The sequence below is a fragment of the Vibrio sp. SCSIO 43153 genome, from assembly GCF_023716625.1.
Lineage (GTDB): Bacteria > Pseudomonadota > Gammaproteobacteria > Enterobacterales > Vibrionaceae > Vibrio > Vibrio rotiferianus.
In genome coordinates this window covers 921,085-944,198 of the sequence record NZ_CP071855.1, presented here as the reverse complement: position 1 = coordinate 944,198, position 23,114 = coordinate 921,085, and the positions used below count along the sequence as shown (strand labels likewise).

The following is a 23,114-nucleotide window of genomic DNA, read 5'->3' as shown; positions in this document are numbered from 1 at the left end:
CTTCTATCTAAATCTCAAGGCTCAGGGCTTTTCGCCACTGGATAAGCGTTGAGTTTATTGAGTAGTCATGCGCACATGGCATGACCTGATCGATGATTTTAATCAGTGAAAACCAGTCGTCCCCCGTTTCGACCAGACCTTCCCCACCCTTTTGATTTGGCGAAGCAAACATAGGCGTTGCTTGCCACTCGGAGAGTGCTTCCCGAGAAGTTCCAGTCCGACAACTGGCACCGAAATCGATCAATCGAATATGTTGTAATTGAGGCACATAAAGCAGGTTAGATGGCTTGATATCGCCATGTACCCACCCCTTGCTATGACAGTGTTTGATCGCCTGAACCACACTAGGCAAAAGCGAAGCAAATAACGCTAGATCCTTAGGCTCAAACTCAATCAGCGGTATCGCACTTTGATCAAAGTCCAGCGTTAGCTGCAATTTGCTCCAGTCGACATCCACTACTTTTTGTATTTGAGCACCCTGACACTCTTGCAAAGCAACCCATTCTCTTTGCAGGCTCTCTGCCGAATCAAAATGCTTAGTGTAGTGGGTCAAGTCGTTACTGATTTCGTGCACACGGGAGTGAGTCGCCAAAACTTGGCAACACACTCGTTCCTGCGGTTCAATCACTGCTTTCAACATCGACAACCTTAAAGCTGCTTAGGCAACGAGAATTGAACAAATAAAGATTTATCCAATGGTTGATTGGAATCACGCAGCGTGTAATCCAATACGATGTTGTTTTGGTTAATTTTGTAGTTGAGCTTACGAATCAAGCGGCTCGATGTAGCACTGCTCTTGTTCGCAAAAATAGCGCGCAACAACGCCCACTGACCGGTAAATGATTGTTGTGCGACTCGATTCTGACCGCTGTAGAATTCTGCACTCAAATAGCCATCCACTCCTGCGGTTGGCCAAGTTATCTCGCGCCACACTCTTGGACCATGTTTGTAGTCGTAAATCGTTTCAGCCTCTCGTAGGCGGAATTCCGTCACGTCGGTACTCATTGAGCTCGCTTTTACTTCAAGCCTTAACCCAAGATCATCCCCTGAAGAACCAAAGAAAATGCCACTCAGCTTTTGAACTAATTCAAGTTGCTTACGAGTGTTTGAGTTTATTGGTAGCGTTAGGCCGTCAACTTCGTTTAGCTTGAGCCTGCCGTTATCCCAGTAAACAAACGGCTTCAAGGTTTCTTCTATGTAGCGAGCCACACGGCCACTTGGTTTAAAGAATTGAGAAAAGTCATCTAAGCTCACTTCTCCACGACCATGTTGATCAAATGGGAATCGCCCTTCAATGGCAGACACATAAAACTGGTAAACTTGCTCATCCCACTGTGTATTTAGATACACCACGCTGCCATTCACCACTTGTTTCCACACTTGTTCACTGAGACTCTTCGTCCAAGACGCGACGATGTTCGGAGCCTTGCTGCCTGCTTGACGGAAGTTCACGATAGGGTCGCTACTACCTTGCGCATGGGCGATGGCATAAGCATGGAATGATTTACCGGGGTTTGAACTAGACAATGCGGCATCGAAAAACGAGTTAACCTCATCAACTTGAACGATCAACTGCTCCAGTGGTGTATCCTTGTCTTTACCATTCCCATTCACAAACCTAGAAAAAGGCAAAAATGCTTCATTTACGACGAATGAAGGTTGCAGCCTCAACAGGTTATCGCCAACTGCTCGATTCACTTTGTCGGCTTTGTTCAACACCTTTTTCGCTTTCTTCAGTCCTAGTTGACCGGCTGCACGCTTCTGTCCTTTCGTATCCGGTTGATCGGCGACAGCCAATGTTGTGTTCACCACAACCGCATCTAATACATCAAGTAGTGGACTCGTAGCCGGAGAACGTGTGTTTCTTAGCGCATAGCTAAGTACCGAAGCATCGCCAAACTGTTTGATTTGAATGTTGTTGACTAGGTCTTTCCAGTAGTAGATGTAATCAGCAAAATACAGACGTTGAACCTGTTTGCTCAGTTCTCTAAGCTCAATGACTGATGCGCCAGACATATCACCTTGAATCGCTTTAAACTCGCTCATCAAGCTTCTAAGCAGAGGCGACTTTGCCGTCAAATCAATTTGGCTGTAGCCCTGCTTAGTAAAGATTTCAGGGATCAGATAGCCATGGAAATCATTAGTAAATTCAAACAAGCTATCGAACTTCTCACCGAGCTGGCTTCGGAGATCCACTTGAGTACGGTACTCTGGCATCTCTTTAATACGCGCATAAATCAGTCGCTCTGGTGACAAGCCTTCAAGGTTGTTCGTTGCAACAGCTATAAGGTCTAGGTTCGGTTGTAGCTGCTTGTCGTACTGACTTTTAAACAAGTCTTCGATTAAAAGAGAAAAAGAGTAAAGCTCGTCTGGTGAAAGCTCACCTTGGTCTTTCAAGTTATCAAGCAAGTAAGTTTGTAGTTCCGCAAAGTTCAGTTGCTCTCGGTCAAACAACATCTGGTAGTAACGCAAAATCTCAAAGATTCGGCTTGGATTACCAAGGTTCACATAAACATACAGCTCGCTGCTGATCAGCTCTTCGAGCTTTGGTAGCATTATCTGGTGCAACTGTTTTTCATAAGCAGAGTAAACACTCTCGGCCGTATCTGTTTGCTTAATACTGACTTTCTCATGCCACGGTTTAGGTTGAACGCCCTCAACAACCACATCGCCAAGTTCTCTTAATACCGCCACAACCTCCGACATAGAATTGTCATTGCTCAGCTTTTGAACATCGTTTTGATAAAAACGAATTTGAGATAGAGCCGTTGTGCGCCAATCTTCATCAACATTCCAGTTTTCCTGTAACTTCAGACCTGCAACAGAAATCAGCCCAACTACGGATACTAAAACAGCGGTTCGAAATACAAGATAACCCGCATGACGCCATTCATTGACACCGACGATATTCTTCTCCGGCAAGATGACCTTATTGAACAAACGTTGAGTAAAGAAACCACGACGATTTGGCTGCTGTTCAACTTGGTTATTGGTGTTGAACTCAGCACGTTCGGCCACAACCTGCGTTAGTAGATCATGCTCAATGCCTTTTTGTCCGGATGACATTAAATAAGCGCCGCGGATCCATACGGCTTCTCGGACACGGTTCTCGCGACCAATGTCGCTCAAAAACTCGTTGACCCGCTCTAGGAAAATTCTTAACTGATAAGGCCAAGCGATTATAGAGCCCGACTTGTCACTGCTGACGTTTCTCAGTAACTCAAACTGCTGCCCCGCAATGGATTGAATCAACGCGTGGCTTTCTGCCTCAAACTGCTGTTTGTCATAACGGCGCGAAACATCGCACTCAAAGGTGATACCAAAAGGATTTTCTGAGTCACATGCAGTGAAGCTCTCAAAGAAACCAGTGAAGTCTGCAATCGAGTCAGCTTTAGAGAAAGCGGCGTAAACAGGCAAGTTTAAGCTAAGCTCTGCGCCCATCGACAACACAGCCTCCTGATAGATGCCTGAGAGCCTAGTGCGTTCTTTTTTGTCTCCTGTCATTAGGCGATCACACCCAATAACCGTCACAATGCCGTTCAGCCCTTGCCTCGGACGGTATTTAAGTAGTTGCTTCGCCAGTACTTGCCAAAGCGACTCGTCAATACCGTCGTTATCAAATATACGATGGCCGACTTCCACAACGACTGCGTTATCGTTGCTCCAAAAGCGTAGGTACTGTTCCGTATCACTTTCATCCAAGTAGCGCTCGTTAACTGGCTCAAAACCATTCTGTAGCAATATGGCACTTTTCGCGTCTTTTTCACCACCTAGAACTAGGTACCAAGGCAGACTGTAAAGACTTTCTAGCTTGTTACGAGCTTGTCCTTGTATCTTTTTCGTTGCGATACGAAACAGCTGCTGGATCACGCGTGTGTCTTGTTTAAGCAGTACGTGTTGATCATGCTCTTCTTTCTCTGTTTGATTAAGCTTGCGTTGTTTCCACCACCAAACACATGTAAAGAAGACAATAACGACGGTGACAGCGAGCATTCCCCACTTTATCCAGACTGGTTGCTCTTCTGATGCCGTTATCCAAAATGCGAGCGTCCCTAAAATGGCAGTAATCACCAAGAAAATAGAAAATATCTTTTTAAACATCTTATTTCAGCGCTCTTTTAATCGTGGCGTTCAAACCAAAGCGAACATTGAGTTCATTTTTCAACTTACGAATGGTGTTTAAGTCGTCACCTGCGTGAAGATAAAGCTCAACACCATGTTCCGTCTCACGAGTAAAAGACTCATAGCCTGCTTGTTTGAGTTCTGTCGATAAACGAAGTGCGTCGCTCGCCCGAGAAAATACCGCGAGAATGATCTCCCATTGCTGAGTGACCACTTTTCCTTTCATTCCCGTTTCTTCCTCTAGGCTTTCACTCTGTCGCCCCAAATCCGCATCGGAACTTAAGTACACTAAGTCACTGCTGTTTTTCTTCAGGTTAACGTCTGACATATCGATCGCGCTAAACTGTGCCAACAACGGCTGCACGCGGCTGTTGTACCAATATTCAGTAAAGCCATACCCGGATGCCAGAACCAAACAAGCCAAGCCTAACGTTTTGCCCATACTGATCATTAGCCACGGGCGTTTACCTTCGATTAACGTTGGTGTTTGCGGTACCGGAAAAGGACTTTCACTGCGATAGTGGCGAATGAGGCCGTACGCACGAGCGGTAATATCATGCAATTGGCTCTCGTCTTCATGGCGAAAGCGCCCTTTGAAACCCAAAGCCAAAAGCACGTACTGAAGCTCAATAAAATCAACAAGTTTATTCGGCTGCTGGCTGGCCTTATCTAGCAACACAAAAAAGGCCTCTCCGCCATCGCGCTGTGAAAACACCTTGCTCAACAACGAATGATTTTCCCAACGGGCACGCTCTCCCCAAGCGGTGTACAGCACAGCTTCATCAAATGCTGCGCACAACACAAAGCAGCTTTTTTCAATCACGCTTGGGTGGTAATCCAAGTGCAGACCACGCAAACGAAACGCATCAATGGCGTACAAAAGTTTTTGACGAAAACGGTTGATGTCTCTCGGTGCACCTTGACGCTTAATCGTCACTAAAATACCCAACAGTTCCGTTGCCGCATTCATCAAAGGGCTACCATAAATGGCAAGATTCTCAATCAATCGCTCTGTACCCGAAGTGTCCGCTTTGGGTGGCAACTGATGCTGCTTTTGAGGTGATTCGGTCGATGTCACTCGTCGAATTTGAACCGTCGGTTCTTCGTTAAATAATCCGCCCATCCGTTACCTACCTGATCACATGAAAATCGACGTGGATATCATCAATTCTTTCATCAATATGAAGAGCGATCGCCTCATCACGTTTGATCAACGCTTGCCACAATTCAGACTTAGTATCGATTTCGAAGTAAGCGGCGTCATTCAAAGACTTCAGCTCAGAAGGTGCATAAGGAAGATGGCGCAAAGGAACACCTGAAAGTGCATTACGTACTAAACCGGCAATATCACTGTTCCCTGCTAGCTTCGCAGCACGAGGAAACTCTTCACTAAGTCGAGTAGCACCGATAGACGAGGAAACGGCCAACACAAAGCGCCCTTGATTGTATAGGCTGCGATCATCGACCAGTGTGCGTAGCAAGCGACGGCTCACGAACAGCTGTTTGTCCCAGTTCAATGTTGATACGTTGTCTATCTGAACCTCACGCAGTAACACCAATAACTCAGAAAACACGGTCGAGAAAATGCTGTATAGCGCATCTTGGTTCCATGCTGGGAAAGACTTTGGCATCTTCCCTTCTAAACCCTGCATCTGCCCCGCCATCGAAACGCACTCTAAATAGAGGTGACGTGTCAGCAACGAGCCATCTAGGCTCCATTGTTCAAGCTTTGGCATCCAAGCACCCAGTACTTGCAGCCACAAGTAGTCACGCATCAACGACTGATAGCTTTTACTGCTGGACTCCGCTTGTAAACGAGTATGTATCGCTCGGGAACGGTATTGTACTTGTGCAAATAGATCAGCAACGTTATCGGTTAGGTAGCTAGATACGGCAAACTGCAAGCATTGGGGAACGAATGCTTGGTTCAACACAACAACACCTTCAGACTTGTGTTCACTGATTTCAGCAACGGATATCAATACAAAATCTTTTAGCTCGTCACCTTCTAAACGCAGCTGAATGTTCAATGTTGCTAGCTCTAACTGAACTGGGTCACTGTGCTCTCGGCTGGTATCGTAAACGGGGTGTTCTTGTGAAGAGTGTCTAAGACGCGCATCTTCTCCAACATCAATAGTGCCCGGTCTTGAAACCGGAAGGGCCAGATACACTTTCTTATGACTGGTATTTTTCGGCACATCGAGCACGAGTGCTTGCTCAATTTCAAATGGCGTTCCATCAGGGAAAATACCTTTAGCACGACGCACCGAAACCTTACCAATGTTCAACATCGAGCGGTCAAGCTCTAGCGAGGTCAATCCATAAGCATTAGGGCTAATTTGTCCGGCGAACTCGCGAGTAAAATGTTCAACATAGCGCTCTTGCTGTTGAAAGTGCTGAGGGGAAAGGAACATCCCCTCACTCCACACGACTTTATTATTATCCATTATTATTCTTCTTCCCCTGACACAGACAGATTAATGCCATCAATTTCAATACTGATAACCGCTGAATTCACAATTAGCGGCTTATAAATCACCTTGTTCTTCGCCTCTCTGTAATCAGCAAAACCCGCAATCACACCGATGTACTTAACGCCACTACCAAGTGGGATAATTTCCTGACGAGTTTCACCCGGCAAAATGCTTGGTAACTGGCGAGAAACGGCCAACTCGGCCTTCAATACGCCTTGGTCATCATTATAAATTTGAATAAAATCAGAGAGTTCAAACGCATTATTATTCGTCAATTGATAGATTCGGAGCTCTACCGGAGAAGGCTTACCTTCAACATTAGGGTTAATATTGGTCGCAGCTTTAATATCAACGACCAGTTTTGGCTCAACCAGCTCATCGCTCCATAAACTGCACCCTGACATCATAAGGGCGATACACATTAGGCATAAACGACGTACCATTACTGATCCCCTTCGAAGTTTTTTTGCATACGCATTGCATCTCTGAAGTACGCTTGAAACTTAATTTGCCAATCGCGATTCTCCACTTGTCGGTTGAAATAGCGTTTGTACATATCCCAGTACTTCGGTTTACGAGACCAAAAGCCGTTGCCCGACAAATCATCAAACATCGACTCCATCGCATTCGGAGAAATGTCAGACAGCAACCTTGCCAATGCCATTTCTAATGCTTTGTCCGTGCATTCCTGTAAGCGCTGCTCATGCTTCTTAAACTCAGTAACCGCAAACTGAGATTGGTTAACTGGTGACTCTTCTTGAGCGAAAGAGGGAGGCGCCATCACTTCATGGTTTGGAAATGACGCACGAAAATCACTGTCTTTCAGCGGGTCATCCTCATCCGTCTGAAAATCAAGATTAAAGTGAGGCGCTTGCTCTTGCTTAACTGAAGCATCATTCGCAAATGGGTCATCCCCCACCACATCTGTTGCCGAGATGGTGAACTCTGGCGCTTCGTCGACTTCAGGAATACTTTGAATAAAAGGTGTTGATTCAGCACTAAACGGATCATCACCTAGTCGAGAGCTATCAGAGTGATGCTGCTGGGTTTGCGCTTTCGCTGATTCAGGGAAGAAACAAGAAACCAGCAATCGGTAACGGCCAATATCAAGAACATCACCATCACTTAATGTCGATTGGTTACCATTGCCCAAAGGCGCATCAGAGCCATTGATGTAAAGGCCATTAGTGCTGTTGTCCATGATTTGGTATCCACGCGAGGTCTTACGAATCGTCGCATGGGTACTTGAAATCTCACGACTTGCGTCATTAAGTTGTAGCGTCGCGCCAAACGCACGCCCGATATCTCCACCATCTTCTGGAAATGCTTGATTCCATTGGGCGATGCTTTCACCATCTGGAGAGCTAATAATTCTAATCGATAGAGGCATTTGACTGACCTTCAATAAATTCAATATTTGGAGTTAACGACACTGAGAAACCGCCTCGTTAAATTCATTTAGAAAGTTGGGGTATTTCTTAGTAAATGCTTTGGAGAAATACACCCCCAATGGATTCGATTTGACCCGTGTTCGAGAAATCGCTCGATAACTGATACCCATTTTTTTTATCGTCTCGTCAATGACAGCGTCATTGCCCAATACCGCTCCGACTTCCCCGTTCAGCATTAACTCAATGAGGGCTTTTGGCGTCCTTGGTTTTTTACTCACGCGGTAACCGTTTTTCTGTAGCCAAAACCATTTATTTGAGCCAAATAGTGCCGCAACTTCGACCTGAGATTTGAACATAGCGTTGTCTAACTCTGTTGAATCAGAGAGCGAGAACCAACTCCAATTCTGTTGATCAAGTGGCGCAGAATAATCGGCATACTCATCACGCTTACTGTTACGAGACGCAAGGAAGAAACCATGTTGTGAGCCAACCTCTGTCATGAGCTGAGCTCTATCCCACTTAGTCATCGTGAGCTGATACGGCTGGTCCATCACTCTCATGACACACTTCACTCGTTCTATCCCCGGCCCTTTCATTTCCCCGTTTTCTTGGTACTGATAAGGAAACCATTCTTGGGTTGCGAGTAGTAACCGCTCAGGGCGCTGATAGGCCAAAGCAGGTTGGCTAAGCACGGTCAACATAACGGCAATGAAAACGACACGAATCATGGTTAATGGCTCTCCATGCTCATGCCAGCAGAACGCACTAGCTTGCCATCTTGCGAATAGATATCGCTGGCCATTTCAATCAATACAAACGGAAGCTGCGTATCAACGCGGCCTGCTTGTTTAAAGCTAATCGAGATGTCTGGTGGCGACAGCACGCCCACAGGCAGAGAGGCAGGTGCTGCGCCCTTTTTAAGTACTTCAATGCCGTAAAGTGCCGCTTGGTGAGCGTTGTTCTCAAACCCTACGCCAACAGACATCAGCGCACTTTGTTGCGTGCCATTAACCGCATCAGGCACTGCGGTTAGCAGAGGAAGCTGCTCTGAATACAGGTTGATCTCATCAAGTCGGTTAAGAAGACTTGAGCTACCCGTTAGCCACAGCAAGGATTGATGTAAATTGCCATCGTTGACCTTCATCGATTCAACGGTGGTTTGCATCACGTGCTGAAGGGCAAGCTCAGGATTATTCTCGTCAACTTCGATAGGAAAGACTGTCACTCCTTGCTTCTCAGCCTCTTTTTGAAGTGGCAAAAACTGAGTGAGATAAGCACTGGTGTTCGACTTAGCGTACAACACACCAATTTGAGTCAGACTTGGTTTAAAGCGACGTAAAAAGCTCAGCGTAATATCAGCAGGCAAATTCAAGGAGGTGTAAGCAAAGTTGTTGCCGCTTGAGTGATAGTTATCCGTCAGGCCCAGTAACACCGGATCTTTTGCGTTCACCGATACAACCGGCAGCTTACCTCCAGCGTAAACCTTATGCAGTGAGACGGTCGCACGAGATCCAACCGTGTAGACCATGTTCGCCTTTATATCGGCAGCTTTCGTCCAAGCGACCAGTTCCTCTTGGCTTTTAGGTAAAAGGAAAGCGCGAAATGAAACGTTAGGCATTTCTCTGCGAAACACTTTTAAGATGGTCGACAACGCGACATCATACGAGTCCGCTTTTCGAGAAACTAAAACCCAAACCATCGGATGTTCACCACGTGGGGCGAACAATACATCGCTGTCATTAGCATTAATTTCCCACTGTACCGCCTTCTCAGCTTGTAAGTGTTCACCCAACCACTCAGGCCAATCCGCCAAACTCACCGATGAGGATGCAGCCAGTAACAAAAGTAAAATCAATCGAATCATGCTTTCGCCTCCTTTTGTGCACCACGGTCAAACAACCACATCAACAAGCCAGCTAAGGTAAAGAATGCTGAAAGCGCAAAGAATGCGTAGTCCGTTCCAAGGTGAGTAAGCAAAGCACCGACAACGACCGAACCCAACACATGACCTAGCCTTTCCAAAAAGCGATAAGTAGAAGCAACTGAGTTGGCATTCACACCTTGAGTGGTGGTCACCACATGAGTAACAACTGGGGCATTAATAAAGCCGTGTGAAACGCCCATGACTAGCATTGCGAACGTTGCGACGAGGACAAGATAGGTTATGTCTTCAAATAAGAAGGCAGCAGAAAGAATGGCCAAAGCAACAGCGCCAACGATGCTTCCTAAGCAAAGCGCCCATTTTGCAGAGCCAATACGGTCAATCATTGGCGAGACCTTGCCACTAATGAAAAGCACAGAGAATGCATAAGCCATCAGCACCTGACCGATACTTTCACGCTCGACACCGACATCTGAAAGAAGGATTGGCACAGCAAAGAATACGACACCTGTTAGCATCATTTTGGTTGGGATACCAACAAGCAACATGGTGCGCATGAATGACGGTACACGCATCAAAGCAGCGGAATCTTTTAGCATCATCGTCAGGTTATCTTTGAGTGAGCCTTGAGCATTCCCCTGAGGAATCATCGACGGTAGCGACAACGCGAACAGATACATCAGGCCACCAACTAAGGCTGACAACATGAAGATACCTTGCACGCCTACGGTATCAGCCAACAAGGCACCGATTGCCGCACCAGAGATAAATCCAGCATTAAAGCAAAATACGATGATGCCTGCGGCTTGTGTCTTGTTAGATTGATCACTGCAACGCAGAATATAACCTTGAACGGCAATAAAGATCGTCGCTTGCCCAACGCCAGAGGTGAATCGCGCAATCAGCACCATCGCTAACTGGGACTCGTACGCTAGCAACAGGCAGCCAGCCGCAGATAACAGAATACCCACGCCAAGTACTTTTCGAATATCAAACACTTCAACTAGACGCGAAACAGGCAATAGCGTTGCAGCAAAGCCGACAAAGTAGAGTGTAAAGAAGTAAGACGACCAACTTTCACCCGCGCCATTCTCTACCGCGATTTGCGTTAAGTACTGAGGTAAAACCGGCGCCATTAACGATTCCATCAGCACCGTAACCAAAAGCAACGGCTTAACCTGTGCCAGTACGATATCGTTTTTTGGCTGTTGCTCTGAGTGGCTCAGCAAGCGAATAAAAGCAAAGCAAATGAACGCACAACCAGCAAATAGAATGGCAAAGTTCTTTAGTGTACGTACCAGCTGCGCAAACAGTACTTTAGGGAAAAAAGCGACCGTCACCTCGTTCCCTTTCGGATCGCTGACCAGAAATTCGGCCATCTCATCGACTGACATACTGTTCTGCGCTTTACTTTTGGCGATCAACTCAGATCCCTGAGCAACAGAAATGGAAGAGACTTCTGGGTTTGACTGACGAAAACTGTCTAGCATCTCATCGATGCCACTCACTTGACGATAGCTGATCCCTGCATTCAGTACTGGTGCCAAACGTTGAGTAACAATGTTCGCCATGGAATCCGCCTTGTGCTCCAAGCCGGATTTGTACAGTGCACCGACCATCAACAGCACGCTCGCCGACATGGCTAAGAACACCCCACCAAATGCAGTGAAGTAAATCTTGGGGTTTTGGCTACGCAACACAAAGAAAATAAACGCAGCGGTCAGTAAAACCACCAGCAGCACCATCGGCTGGAAGTGCCTATCGATGCTCCTTTCGATTTCTTCATCACTCAGCCAAATCTCCAAAGCACCAACTTGAGCAAATTTATTGTTCAAAGGGATGGTGACTAAGCTGCCAACAAAGTTGTCATCGGTGTAGCGATATAGCTCTTGCTGCCCAGAAATCACTCGGATATCAACCACAGAAGAATCCGCTTTCGCGATTGGCGATAGCACTTTCTCAAGACCAGCAAAGTCCTGAAGCGGCACACCCGAACTCAGAACTTGTTCTATACCGATTCGAGCGGCTTCTGTTTGGGCTAAAATCGCATCACGGCTCTGCTGTTGATAGCTTTTCAATGCTTGTGCATACCCAACAACAAAGATCAGCATTAGCGATAACAGAACCAGTAATGCTCCGAGCAACAAGCGGCTATATTGCTTAAAAGAGTTCAAAGTTCACTCCTAACCCACGCTTAGAGCGTCGAATTGCTCATTGAGGCAATGCGCAACCGACATTGGTCGTTTTTGCTTGAGGAAAGATAATCGGTTAAACACCAACGACTGAACTAGGTCTGTGTAATCCATACCTTCACGAGCCAGATCATGGCAAACCAAACTTACCTTTTCTCCCTCCGGACGTTTTAGATCCGGTTTTGGATTGGTTTCCAGCACATAAAGGTTGCCTTCTTTGTCCATTCGTAAGTCCACTCTCACTAAGGTTTGAAGGCCAAGCTGGCGATAAATCTTCTGACCGATCAGTGCTAACTGATTGCGTAGCCCCTCTTCATTAACAGCAACCAAACGGTCTTGAGTGATCGGCTTTACATCCATAGAAGTAAAAATCGGCTCGTCAGCGTCCAGTACACGTTCAGTAATTGAGAAAGCCATCGGCATTTCAGACTGCGTCAGTTTGCCTTCTTTAAACACGTACTCTCCCGCAACAGCAACAACAAACTCTCGGCCACCAAGGAAAGGTTCAATCATTACAGTGTTCCCCGTCGCTTGACGTACATGCTCTACAACACCCGCGAGATCACTACGATTAAAAACAGGATAAACATGGATTGAAGCTCGGCCAGACACTGGCTTAACAATGAAACCATCTTTGAACTGCGCTTCAATTTGATCGATCGCATCTTGCTTTGCTACATCTTCAAAATGTTCATCAATACCAATGGTGATAAATGGTGCAGTCGGCAGTCCAGCGGCTTTAATTTCATGCTTAAACAGGTGCTTGTTATCCAAGATCCCTGCCGTCATTGGCGAGTGCCCAACATAAGGCACGCCCAGCATTTCCAATGTAGAAGGCAAATGACACATGGAGTCAAAACCTTGCAAACCACCACTGTTCGTGATCACCAAGTCAATACCTTTATCTTTCAGGCACTGCGCTAAGTTGATGTCTTCAGCTAACACCTCAACGAACTGGAAATTAGATTCACGCAGTGCATTAGCAATATCGTGTGCAACAGGTGCATACGTTTTGGTTGAGCGAGGGCTCAAGTTTTCAAAGATAAAACTGCCGTCCTGCTCTTTATCCCCACCGTGAATCACTGCGATTTTTAAGTTCTTGCGAATCCATTCCAATTGTTGCGTAGAAAAGACTGAATGCATCATCTGTTAGTACTCATAATGTTGTGCTGCGAAAAGGTCGCGTTAAACACGGCCCGCAACAAAAAGCGTTAATAAAATTACGTTATTGTTTTAGTTGGGTTGACATACAACCCATTGTTTTTTTGAGGTCTATTGCCTCTTAATGCTATTGAATCTGAATCTTAAATTTGCCTTCTTCAACGTGAACAGTGACCGCTTCTACCGGCTTGTTCTCACTCATGCGAACAATGCATTGATTCGCTAAATCCGGCATAAGTTGACGATTGATCAGTTGCTCAACGGCACGAGCGCCTGTTTCAGGTGAATCGTTCATATTGACCAGCAGATCAATCACATCAGGGTGAAATTCAAAACTTGCTTTGTAGTGGGATTGAACGCGCTTGCGAATGCGGTTCAGAGACAAGGTTGCAATTTGCGCCATTTCTTCATCGTTCAAAGGGAAGTAAGGCACGATGGTCGCACGGCCAAGAAATGCTGGTTTAAAGTGTTTTTGCAGCTCAGGGAAAATAGACTGAGTCAGAGTCGGAACATCCGGTCGACCATTTTCACATGCATTAACAACAGCGCTGTCTGCCGCGTTTGATGTCATGATGATGATCGTATTACGAAAATCGATGTGTCGACCTTCACTGTCCGAGATAGAGCCTTTATCAAAGATTTGATAGAAGATGTCGTGCACACCAGGGTGGGCTTTTTCCATTTCATCCAGCAGCAGTACAGAATATGGGTTCTTACGTACCGCTTCTGTTAAGACACCGCCTTTACCGTAGCCAACATAACCTGCAGGAGAGCCTAAAAGCATCGACACCTTGTGCTCTTCTTTAAACTCCGTCATGTTGATGGTGGTGATATTTCGCTCACCACCGTATAGCAAGTCGGTAAGCGCCAATGCAGTTTCGGTTTTACCCACACCACTTGGACCACACATCAGAAATACCCCAACAGGTTTGCGTGGGTCGGTTAAACCTGCACGCGACAAGCGAATTGCTTGTGAAAGCTCTGCTATCGGCGTTGTCTGACCAATCACTCGCTCACCGATACGAGTCTCTAGGTGCATCAACTTCTCAACTTCTTGGCTAAGCATGTTGCCCACTGGAATCCCCGTCCATAGCGCCACCACTTCAGCGATGGTTTGCTCTGTTACCTGTGGCAGGACTAATGGTTGCTCACCCTGGAGCTCTCGCAGGGCTGCCATTTTGTCTGCTAACAGGATTTTCGCTTCATGCGATATCACCGAGCCATTTTCTTTTAGCTCAGTGTCTAAGCCAGACTGCAACTCAATGATCTCTTCCACCAAGAGGCGCTCTGCGTTCCAAGAGCACTCAAGTGACTGATGCTCTTGTTCTAAAGCCGCCAATCGTTGTTTTGCTTCTTCCAAGCGTACGTTTTCAATCGACCACAATGCCGACTCATGATGTAACGTTTCGATCTCGTTGTTGGTATAGCGGATTTTTTCTGCAATGGCTTCCAACTGTCTTGGTGCCGCACTTTGGCTCAATCCAATGCGTGAACACGCTGTATCTAACAGACTAATTGCTTTATCAGGTAACTTACGCTCAGGAAGGTAACGAATAGAGAGAGCGACGGCGGCATCGATGGCTTCTTGCATGACTTTAACGCCATGGTGCTTTTCAAGGCTGCGCTTCACGCCGCGAAGCATGTGGATAGCATCTTCTTCATTAGGTTCATTAACCGCAACAACTTGAAAACGACGAGTCAGCGCGGCATCCGATTCAAAGTACTGTTTGTATTCTGCCCATGTGGTCGCTGCAAGTGAACGAAACTCGCCACGCGCAAGTGCTGGTTTCAGAATATTAGCTGCATCATTCTGGCCCGCTGTGCCCCCCGCCCCAATCAGCGTATGTGCTTCATCGATAAACATGATGATTGGCGTCGTTGACTGCTTGATCTCATTGATCACATCTTTAAGGCGGTTTTCAAACTCACCTTTGATGCTCGCACCAGCTTGCAAAAGGGACAAATCAAGGCTGCGCAGCTCAACGTTCGCAAGCGCAGGTGGGACATTGCCATTCACGATTTCTTGGGCAAGACCTTCAACAATGGCCGTTTTACCTACACCTGGGTCACCAACGAGGATCGGGCTGTTTTGACGGCGGCGGCACAAAATATCAATGGATATGCGAATTTCATCTCCGCGCCCTGTAATAGGATCCAACTCGCCATTACGCGCGGCCTCTGTCAGGTTTTGCGAGAACTTGTCCAAAGCTGGCGTCGCTGAGTCACCACGGGTTGGGACCATGCTCTCGGTAGACGATGAGACTTCACTGGGTCCGCTGATCACCATCGACTGACTGCGTAACCATTCAGAAGACAATACTGACACCCACGAGCTCAACACGCCGTTGTACGCACTTTGGTCCAGACGCTGCTTCAGCACCATCAACAGATGAAATTCATTCACCACCGATTGCTGATTGTTTAATGAAGCAAGCATCCATGCATCTTTAAGCAACTCAACCAACTCAGGCGACAAAGAAGGTGAAGAGTCATTACCACGAGCCAAGTGCATCAGACGGTCATTGCAACGCTCCAACATCGACTCTTTGGCCATTGATGCTTGCTGCAAAGCGGCCTCCCAGCCTTTGGACTGCTGTAACAACTGAACAAACCAATGCTCAGCTTCTATCGCAAAGTGTCCTTTACTTACACAGTCTCCAGCAGCCGTTTCCAGGGCACTTTTTAGTAACGGAGTAAGCCTTTTGACCAAGCTTTGTAGTTCAATATTTATCATTCTGTTTCCTAACTTTTCGTCAGTGGCATTTCAACAAACTGTTGATGACCTGATTGATGACTCATCCACGCGGATTGGCCAATTCTTAACGCTTTTTGGTGACTGCCTGATAGCCTCACTCTCGGCAGATACTGGCTATTTACCTTCATATAGAGTGCATACTTGGTATTCACTCCCATATAGCTTCTAACCATATGGTCCAGCGCAAGAACCATCTCTTTGTCACTGCGTATTTTTAAGTAATGCTGATAGTCTTGGGGGCAAATTTTTATGTTGAGTTTCTGCCCCGTCATTGGCGTCGACATCCCGACCAATGCGCCCATTCCCAATTGATGATTGTTTCCAGCTTGGCCAATTTGAGTTAACGAACACTCTGTTAGAGGCAAATACTCTAGGCCACTGCGTTCAACCTCAAACTCCGACTCGAAGTAATCTTCTAGCATCGACTTAAGCGCCAATGGGCAGGTTAATTTCAACCCTAATAAGCCGGTGTATTGCACCAAATGAGATTCCGGCATTGGTGCCTTATCTCCAGTCTGTCCAGCCAAACTGGAAAGCATTTCAGTAATAGATTGACGGTCACGATTCCAATGAAACGCCTCTTCCTCAATCTGATACGTCAGCTCGTGCTTTTGCTTTGTTTCGCAGTACAAGCGGTAGTAACGGTTATTAAACATGTCGAAGAAGTCGAGTGGTGCTTCATCACCAAGTTCAAAACGCGCTTTTAGTGCATCGCCATACATCGCTCTTGGCATCGAACCAGAGTTACCAGACAAAGCCGCCAATGATGTCTTTACCGTAAATTCACCCTCTCGCTCCGAAGTAACCATAGAAACTTCTGCTTGATAGTAAGCTGGGAGAATTTCCGCACTGAACCTCACCTCAGGTCGCTGACCCTTTAAATGAGCCTGATGCTTGAAGATCTGCCACGCTTTTTCTAGCTGCCCTTCAAACGCACCATAAGCGAAACGGCTTACAACAAACTCTTGCACCCAGTTCTCCTCGGGAAGGACAGGTAAACACCGTCTTGGCCTTCCAAATAAATATCCACTTGAGTAAAGCTGTTGAAGCCTGCGAAATAAGCAAAGAAGTGGTCAAGCAAATGACCAAAGAGCGACACGCCTCCGTTGACATTGCTTGCGTCTAACGTCACCGAAATTTTTGTGCCGTAAGCAAAACATGTTTTTCCTGACACACGGATCGGAGCCACCACTTGCTCCTGCTCGATATTTTGTAGGGACTCGATATAGATGTGGTTTTGCACCGCTTGGTTGTGGTTATACAAATCAAACACATTTTTCAGCGTAGCGGTTGGGTCATCCGTCCCTAGAATCGCGTGATAGTTAAAGTGCAAATGGCAAAGCAGTGCCCATACATTCTTATTTGCGTCACGACTACGCACTGGCAAGGTTGGGCGGCGCAGCAAGTTCATAGCCGCTGGAATCGTAAGAGATTCCCGACATGTCACTTGGCTGTTTACAGGCAATGAGCCTGCTCGAATGCCGTCAGTCGCGGTTGTCGTCACCGACCAAACTCTGGACGACATCGTGGCACTAACATGCCCAATATCAGCCACTTTTAAGCCACTGCGAAGCACGCCTCTTTCGTGGGTATCCTGTACGAGCTGCCAACGAAGTGCAGTCTCTGTGCTGTTGTACTTGTCTCCGTAGATCTGACAAACCTTAAACGGTTCACCTTCCGTTACGTCTAGCACTTCATCAACAGAAAACACTTCCAAATCATTACCCTGGCTTGCATCAAGATAAATTGGGTACTGCTTTTGAGTGAAGTCGATTTGCAGAGGTTCTGACACTTTAGTTTGCAGGTTCACCAATGGTGTACAAAACAGAGAAAAATGTTGTGCTTGAATGCTACGAGCTTGCACCACACTCATCTCATTCAAGAAAATCTGAATACGAAACTCTGAGCCGATTGCATGTTGCATGACATTGCCAAGGTCTAATTTGAATCCTTGAAATCTTTCAGGGAACATGAAGAACTCGGTCAGCAACTTAAAGCCGCCAAAGCTTGCTGCTTGATACGGTAAAATAGTGTCATTCACATCGAAGCCAATTGGCTGTAGTGCAGACTTACCTAATGAGTAGCTCTTGCCATTATTCTGGATACACACCTGACAGCGCCCGTGGGCGAGTACATCATACAAACGCAACGCAAAGTGGCTTTCACCTTTGAGATGCAGTTTCAACTGGTCAATATCCAGATCACGCAACTCGATGCCGCTGTCGGTTGCCTTAATCGTCAGCTCCAACATCGCTTTTGCGTTTTCTGCACCCGCAGGCTTAGCCAGTTCAAATGGCGCAAACAGCACTTCAGCCGAAGCAACTTGAATTGGAAGCAGCGCTATATCTTCGGAAGTGCGAAACACCACTGGCTCACCAGATTCGCTCGCGATATCGAATTCTGTGCCTTTAGGAATACTGTGCTTTGCATTCGCTTCTTCAAAAATAGCGAAGTCCAACATGCTGTATGACGGCACTGGCCTTAGATAATGCGGGAACAACAAGTTCACCAAGCTTTCTGTCAGCTCTGGGTAAGACTCATCCAAGCGCTGTTGCAGTTTGCCGTTCATCAAGGCAACACTTTCAATTAAACGCGCGATCTGAGGATCATCAATACTGTCTTTACGCATTCCCAACGCACGAGCCGTCCCCGGATGACGTTCCGCGAACTGAGAGGCTTCATTGCGAATAAAGCGCAGTTCCTGTTCAAAATAGGAAAGCAATGAATCAGACAAAATTCGACTTCCTTACATCTAGTTTGTTGCTGCTCAAATCCAAAAAAGAATCCAGTACGATCGCCTCATCACCGAGCTCTGAATGCACCACGGCGGAAAGGCGAAAACTCAATTGGTTGCTACCCAATTCCCCTTCTTGAACATCAATCTCTACCTGGCTCAGGCGAGGTTCGAAGTTTCGGATCAGCACTTCAATTTCTGCGACAATGTCACTGGTGTTGTTTTTACTTTTAGCGCGAGCCATGTTGCGCATACCGAACTCGGCAATCGTTCCTTTTTCCGATAAAAACATCTCTGAGCACAGAGGTGCTCGGCTGGAAATAAGATCACAGACGTTATCGACAATCGCATCTCGAACACTGTCGATATCGTCATTCCAGCTTTGGGTTAACTTAGCCATTAAGCTCATGATGTCTCTCCAACCTCACTGCCAGATACCGAGGTAGTTAACACCACTTTCGCATCCATCATTTCGTATTGATATTGAGGCTGAAGCATGATCTCGCATAAGTAGCGGGTTATATCATGAGGAGCCTCTTCAATACGTACATAGCAAGACCTCAGCGGGTATCGGGCAAGTACGGCATCCTCACCATAATTGACGTTGCTAATGAACTGCTCTAGCCATCGCTCTAGACTGCGTCGACAACTTTCTGCGCTGTCATATCGACCAACTTGGTCACGAATTTGAACCTTGATGTAATGGGCAAATCGGCAAGCCATTAGGTTGGTTTGGAGCATACCGAGCTGACGTTGAGCTTCATCAGGCGCTTGCCAAACAGATTGATTGCTAAAGAAACCTTTATGGCCACTCAAGTAAATACTGGTTAAAGGCATGAACCCTTGAGACGACCAAAAGCCATCATCTTCACTGTAGATGTCTACCTTGGTCTTAAGCTCTTTTGAGTCCTGAACGATCGCCCCATACGAACCTGTCTCATCGTAAGAACGCAGGAATCCAAACCAGCTGATTCGGTCAAACTCCCGCATCACATTACCGAGCAAGAGGTAAGCGCTGCTGCCCCATAAGGCATATTTCTCTTGCTGGCGTTCGTTAAAAACAAACCCAGCCTGATATTGACGATATGGTTGACGAATCAAATGCTCTGGCATCACCAAGTGCAAAAATCGTGATGAGCTTTTTTCTCGTAGCAGCTGCCAAGAAACAAAATCTCGACTAGTAAGAATGCGATCAATCCTCGCACTGTCGTGAAGCAGCCTTCTCGGTTCATCACCAAAGAAAAACTCGTCGGTTCCGAGCACCATTGGGCAAAAAGAGAGCTCCCCTAGCTCAGAGAGCAGTTGAAGGGTGTAGAGATCGTCATACTCCTGATCATCGGCGTAATCAGCCGAGACCTTGTGATCGACCATCACCATGCCAAATGGACTACCACCGGCGGTATCCAGCTCATTTGAATACAGTTTTCGGTATAGGGATGACTGCTTTAGATCGAAAGAGTAATTGAGATCTGCCGAAACCATACTCCAACTTAAGTCGAGCATTTTGATTTTGACTCGACGTTGGGATACTTGCAGCTGCGCTAACGATTTGAGCCCCGTCCAAGAGGCTTCTAACTGCTTATAGTTAGGGTGTTGGATAACGTCCGACAACTGTTCACTTATTGACGTATCAATCTCGGAGATCAAACGAACCAACAATGCTTTGAATTGAGCCACCGACTGACTTTTCGCGCACAGTAACAGCTCCTGCCAGGCAGGATTCTCAGCTAAAATGCGGTCAAATTCGGAATCTGTATACATCAGCGACTCAGTTCAAAACATTCGGGGACTGCGCCCCCGAATAGAATTAGCCCGGAATGTTCGCAACCATTCGTAGTGAAGTGGTTAGCTCTTCCATTTGCAGCCAAGGGCGTAAGTAAGCCACTGCAGAGTAAGCACCTGGGCGTCCAGCTTGCTCTTCTACTGTCACTTTCGCTTCAACCAATGGATGTGTTGCTTTCGCATCGTTACCAATCGCATTTGGGTTAACGTATTGGTTGATCCAAGAGTTCAACTCTTTCTCAACGTCGTTTGGATCTAGGTTTGAACCAATACGATCACGGCCCATTACTTTTAGGTACTGTGCGATTCGGCTGCTTGCCATTGTGTATGGAAGACGTGCTGAAATTGCCGCGTTTGCCGTTGCATCTGGGTCTGTGTACGTTTTTGGTTTATGCGCAGTCTGAGCACCCATAAACACCGCGTAGTTGGTGTTTTTGTAGTGAACCAGTGGCAAGAAGCCAAGATCACTCAGCTCTTTCTCACGCTCATCCGTTAGGTTAACTTCTGTCGGACATTGCTGTAGCAAGTCACCGGCATCAGAGTAGTGAGTGAAGTTTGGCAGGTTCTCAACTTTACCGCCGTTCTCAGTACCGCGGATCGCCGTACACCAACCGTACTTGGTGTAAGCTTGAGTCATTAGAAGACCAAACTCATACGCCGCATTGCTCCATACAAAATCGCTGTCTGAAGACACAACTTGCTGACCATTGTCGCGAGTTTGAAGCTCTTCAAATGCAAATGATTTAACTGGAACAGTTTCTGCACCGTAAGGAAGGCGAGCCATCGTTTTCGGTAGAGTCAGAGCAACGTAGCGTGAGTCATCGCTTTCACGGAATGCATTCCAGCTTGCGTATGCTGGCGAATCAAAGCCTGCCGCAACTGGCTTGCCTTCAGAAAAGCTACTGAATGCGTTGAAGTCGAACATGCTTGCATTCGCGGCAGCAACGAAAGGGGCGTGAGACGCTGAAGCAACTTCACCCATGTAACGTAGCAGAGCAACGTCTTCATCACCGTAACCAAACTCGTAGTCACCTAGCAGTGCACCGTATGGCTGACCACCCGCTGTACCAAATTCTTCTTGATAAACCATATTGAAGAAACGGCTGCGATCGATCGCTGGTGCATCTTCAAACTGCTCTAGCAATTCGTCTTTGGTGTAATCCGCCAGTTTGATTTTCAGATCTGGGCCTAGCTCGCTGTTTTTCACAAGCTTTTGCAAACCTAACCATGAGCCTTCCATTTTTTGGAACTCACCGTTTTGCATCACCGTTGACAGCTGCTCAGAGATTTTGCTGTCTAGCGCGCTGATTGCTTTTTCAATCGTCAACGTTAGGTTCTTATCCCAAGTCACTGTACCTTCCAGCGCTTGAGAAGCCATGATGCTCAATAGCTCTTTTGTCGTATCTACTGGTGTTTGTGCTGTTGCGTTGATCGCTCGGTCAAGAAAGCTCTGCGTTGCTTCTGCTTCGGTAGCACCTTGTACTGCTTGTTGTTCTACAGACATTATTCCGCTCCCTCTTTGCTCAAACCTAGTTCTTGAGCTAAACCATTGATGGCATCTGCGCTTTGCAGAACTTCTTTCAGTAGACGCTCAAGATCTCTCGAACGATCGGCTTTGCTTAGCAGTACTTTTAGCTGGTTACGTGTTTCAACCAACTGCTTAAGCGGCTCAATTTGATCAACTAAGTTCTCTGGGTGGAAATCTTTCATCGAACGGAAGCTTAAGTTCACTTCAAACTGGCTATCATCATTAGCTAGCTTGTTATCAACCTTGTACGAAAGACGCGGGTGAATTTGACCCATCACTGTATCGAAGTTGTCTTTATCGATACCCGTGAACTCTCGCTCTTCTAAATCAACTTTTTCTGATTCTGGTTTGTGGCCTGAAAAGTCGCCAATTACGCCAACAACAAACGGCAGCTCTTTCGTCTCTACAGCGCCGTTCGTTTCAACGTCATAAGTGATGCTGACACGGTTCTTACTAACGCGCTTATGTTGTGAGTTCAATGCCATAACGGTGTCCTAAAATGAGATATTCATGAAATAGACATGCCACTGAACGTGGCATGTCTAATGAAAGAATTACTTACCAGAAGTCATTTTTCCGGTCGGTAGGTCGTAAGTCACAACACCACCGCTTTGTAGTTCACCACCTTCTTTCTCGTAGTGATGTTTCTGAGAAATAGAAGTGTAAGAAAGAGATAGGCTTTCGTACGGTTGAGAACCGTCAGTGCCGCTCACGTTGTAAGAAACTAGACGTGCTTTTTCTAGCTTAACTTGGAAGTAAACGTCTGCACCTTGGCCATCGTTAGAAGGCTTAGTAAATGCAATCTCAACTGTTTTACCTTCTTTACCTGGGTTGAATAGGTAAGACAGTAGATCTTCAGAAGCACCATCGACTTCTTTAGTTACGCTAACTTCGCTTACGCCAACCATGCCTGAATCCGCATTGGTGCCGTTACCGATGTCCATAGCAACGTTACGAACGCCACCCCAAGAGTAAGAGTTGATTGCAAACCAACCGTCATTTTTACCTTCAGCCGTTTCTAGCTGACCGATAGTCGCTGCGCCCTCAACTTGAAGACCGCTTACACGCATGTAAATACTTGCCATGATTTTTC

At 46.5% G+C, this 23,114-nt stretch carries 18 protein-coding genes; all 18 read right to left on the bottom strand.

Annotated elements, in window-relative coordinates:
• Positions 1–7 precede the first annotated feature (7 nt).
• Positions 8–640, bottom strand: coding sequence for a protein kinase domain-containing protein (locus tag J4N37_RS04385; RefSeq protein WP_197697129.1), 633 nt, complete (start codon positions 638–640; stop codon positions 8–10).
• A gap of 8 nt (positions 641–648) precedes the next feature.
• Complete coding sequence (gene tssM, locus J4N37_RS04380) at positions 649–4,101, bottom strand: type VI secretion system membrane subunit TssM (protein ID WP_252041749.1); 3,453 nt, start codon at positions 4,099–4,101, stop codon at positions 649–651.
• A 1-nt stretch (position 4,102) separates the two neighbouring features.
• The gene (gene icmH / locus J4N37_RS04375) at positions 4,103–5,245 is read right to left on the bottom strand and encodes a type IVB secretion system protein IcmH/DotU (RefSeq protein ID WP_010446946.1); all 1,143 of its coding nucleotides are present in this window, start codon (positions 5,243–5,245) and stop codon (positions 4,103–4,105) included.
• Between the two features lie 7 nt (positions 5,246–5,252).
• Complete coding sequence (gene tssK / locus J4N37_RS04370; RefSeq protein WP_029560942.1) at positions 5,253–6,569, bottom strand: type VI secretion system baseplate subunit TssK; 1,317 nt, start codon at positions 6,567–6,569, stop codon at positions 5,253–5,255.
• Positions 6,570–6,571: 2 nt separating this feature from the next.
• Complete coding sequence (gene tssJ, locus J4N37_RS04365; protein WP_010446941.1) at positions 6,572–7,039, bottom strand: type VI secretion system lipoprotein TssJ; 468 nt, start codon at positions 7,037–7,039, stop codon at positions 6,572–6,574.
• Entirely contained in the window at positions 7,039–7,986 is a 948-nt protein-coding gene (locus J4N37_RS04360) for a type VI secretion system-associated FHA domain protein (RefSeq protein ID WP_252041748.1), read from the bottom strand. Before J4N37_RS04360 ends, tssJ begins: the two co-directional genes overlap by 1 nt.
• A 33-nt stretch (positions 7,987–8,019) precedes the next feature.
• Positions 8,020–8,715, bottom strand: coding sequence for a substrate-binding periplasmic protein (locus J4N37_RS04355; protein ID WP_010446937.1), 696 nt, complete (start codon positions 8,713–8,715; stop codon positions 8,020–8,022).
• A gap of 2 nt (positions 8,716–8,717) precedes the next feature.
• Entirely contained in the window at positions 8,718–9,851 is a 1,134-nt protein-coding gene (locus J4N37_RS04350) for an ABC transporter substrate binding protein (RefSeq protein ID WP_252041747.1), read from the bottom strand.
• Positions 9,848–12,043 (bottom strand): MFS transporter, encoded by a 2,196-nt coding sequence (locus J4N37_RS04345; RefSeq protein WP_252041746.1) that lies wholly within the window; start codon positions 12,041–12,043, stop codon positions 9,848–9,850. The genes J4N37_RS04350 and J4N37_RS04345 overlap by 4 nt, the downstream gene beginning before the upstream one ends.
• Positions 12,044–12,052: 9 nt before the next feature.
• Entirely contained in the window at positions 12,053–13,207 is a 1,155-nt protein-coding gene (locus J4N37_RS04340; protein ID WP_252041745.1) for a D-alanine--D-alanine ligase family protein, read from the bottom strand.
• Between the two features lie 142 nt (positions 13,208–13,349).
• On the bottom strand, positions 13,350–15,956 hold the full coding sequence (tssH, locus tag J4N37_RS04335; protein ID WP_252041743.1) for a type VI secretion system ATPase TssH: 2,607 nt from the start codon (positions 15,954–15,956) through the stop codon (positions 13,350–13,352).
• An 8-nt stretch (positions 15,957–15,964) separates the two neighbouring features.
• Positions 15,965–16,948 (bottom strand): type VI secretion system baseplate subunit TssG, encoded by a 984-nt coding sequence (locus J4N37_RS04330; RefSeq protein WP_252041742.1) that lies wholly within the window; start codon positions 16,946–16,948, stop codon positions 15,965–15,967.
• On the bottom strand, positions 16,930–18,711 hold the full coding sequence (gene tssF / locus J4N37_RS04325; protein WP_252041741.1) for a type VI secretion system baseplate subunit TssF: 1,782 nt from the start codon (positions 18,709–18,711) through the stop codon (positions 16,930–16,932). Before tssF ends, J4N37_RS04330 begins: the two co-directional genes overlap by 19 nt.
• The gene (gene tssE, locus J4N37_RS04320; protein ID WP_252041740.1) at positions 18,704–19,120 is read right to left on the bottom strand and encodes a type VI secretion system baseplate subunit TssE; all 417 of its coding nucleotides are present in this window, start codon (positions 19,118–19,120) and stop codon (positions 18,704–18,706) included. The genes tssF and tssE overlap by 8 nt, the downstream gene beginning before the upstream one ends.
• Positions 19,117–20,472, bottom strand: coding sequence for a type VI secretion system contractile sheath domain-containing protein (locus tag J4N37_RS04315; protein ID WP_252041738.1), 1,356 nt, complete (start codon positions 20,470–20,472; stop codon positions 19,117–19,119). The genes tssE and J4N37_RS04315 overlap by 4 nt, the downstream gene beginning before the upstream one ends.
• A gap of 46 nt (positions 20,473–20,518) precedes the next feature.
• Positions 20,519–21,997, bottom strand: a complete 1,479-nt coding sequence (gene tssC / locus J4N37_RS04310) for a type VI secretion system contractile sheath large subunit (RefSeq protein ID WP_138955987.1) — start codon at positions 21,995–21,997, stop codon at positions 20,519–20,521.
• Complete coding sequence (gene tssB, locus J4N37_RS04305; protein ID WP_008219012.1) at positions 21,997–22,506, bottom strand: type VI secretion system contractile sheath small subunit; 510 nt, start codon at positions 22,504–22,506, stop codon at positions 21,997–21,999. The genes tssC and tssB overlap by 1 nt, the downstream gene beginning before the upstream one ends.
• A gap of 69 nt (positions 22,507–22,575) precedes the next feature.
• Positions 22,576–23,106 (bottom strand): Hcp family type VI secretion system effector, encoded by a 531-nt coding sequence (locus J4N37_RS04300; protein ID WP_008219014.1) that lies wholly within the window; start codon positions 23,104–23,106, stop codon positions 22,576–22,578.
• Between the last annotated feature and the right edge of the window lie 8 nt (positions 23,107–23,114).

Coding starts and splice junctions, on each gene's coding strand:
- J4N37_RS04385 (WP_197697129.1), bottom strand. CDS start 640: ATGTTGAAAGCAGTGATTGAACCGCAGGAACGAGTGTGTTGCCAAGTT.
- tssM (WP_252041749.1), bottom strand. CDS start 4,101: ATGTTTAAAAAGATATTTTCTATTTTCTTGGTGATTACTGCCATTTTA.
- icmH (WP_010446946.1), bottom strand. CDS start 5,245: ATGGGCGGATTATTTAACGAAGAACCGACGGTTCAAATTCGACGAGTG.
- tssK (WP_029560942.1), bottom strand. CDS start 6,569: ATGGATAATAATAAAGTCGTGTGGAGTGAGGGGATGTTCCTTTCCCCT.
- tssJ (WP_010446941.1), bottom strand. CDS start 7,039: ATGGTACGTCGTTTATGCCTAATGTGTATCGCCCTTATGATGTCAGGG.
- J4N37_RS04360 (WP_252041748.1), bottom strand. CDS start 7,986: ATGCCTCTATCGATTAGAATTATTAGCTCTCCAGATGGTGAAAGCATC.
- J4N37_RS04355 (WP_010446937.1), bottom strand. CDS start 8,715: ATGATTCGTGTCGTTTTCATTGCCGTTATGTTGACCGTGCTTAGCCAA.
- J4N37_RS04350 (WP_252041747.1), bottom strand. CDS start 9,851: ATGATTCGATTGATTTTACTTTTGTTACTGGCTGCATCCTCATCGGTG.
- J4N37_RS04340 (WP_252041745.1), bottom strand. CDS start 13,207: ATGATGCATTCAGTCTTTTCTACGCAACAATTGGAATGGATTCGCAAG.
- tssH (WP_252041743.1), bottom strand. CDS start 15,956: ATGATAAATATTGAACTACAAAGCTTGGTCAAAAGGCTTACTCCGTTA.
- tssE (WP_252041740.1), bottom strand. CDS start 19,120: ATGAGCTTAATGGCTAAGTTAACCCAAAGCTGGAATGACGATATCGAC.
- J4N37_RS04315 (WP_252041738.1), bottom strand. CDS start 20,472: ATGTATACAGATTCCGAATTTGACCGCATTTTAGCTGAGAATCCTGCC.
- tssC (WP_138955987.1), bottom strand. CDS start 21,997: ATGTCTGTAGAACAACAAGCAGTACAAGGTGCTACCGAAGCAGAAGCA.
- tssB (WP_008219012.1), bottom strand. CDS start 22,506: ATGGCATTGAACTCACAACATAAGCGCGTTAGTAAGAACCGTGTCAGC.
- J4N37_RS04300 (WP_008219014.1), bottom strand. CDS start 23,106: ATGGCAAGTATTTACATGCGTGTAAGCGGTCTTCAAGTTGAGGGCGCA.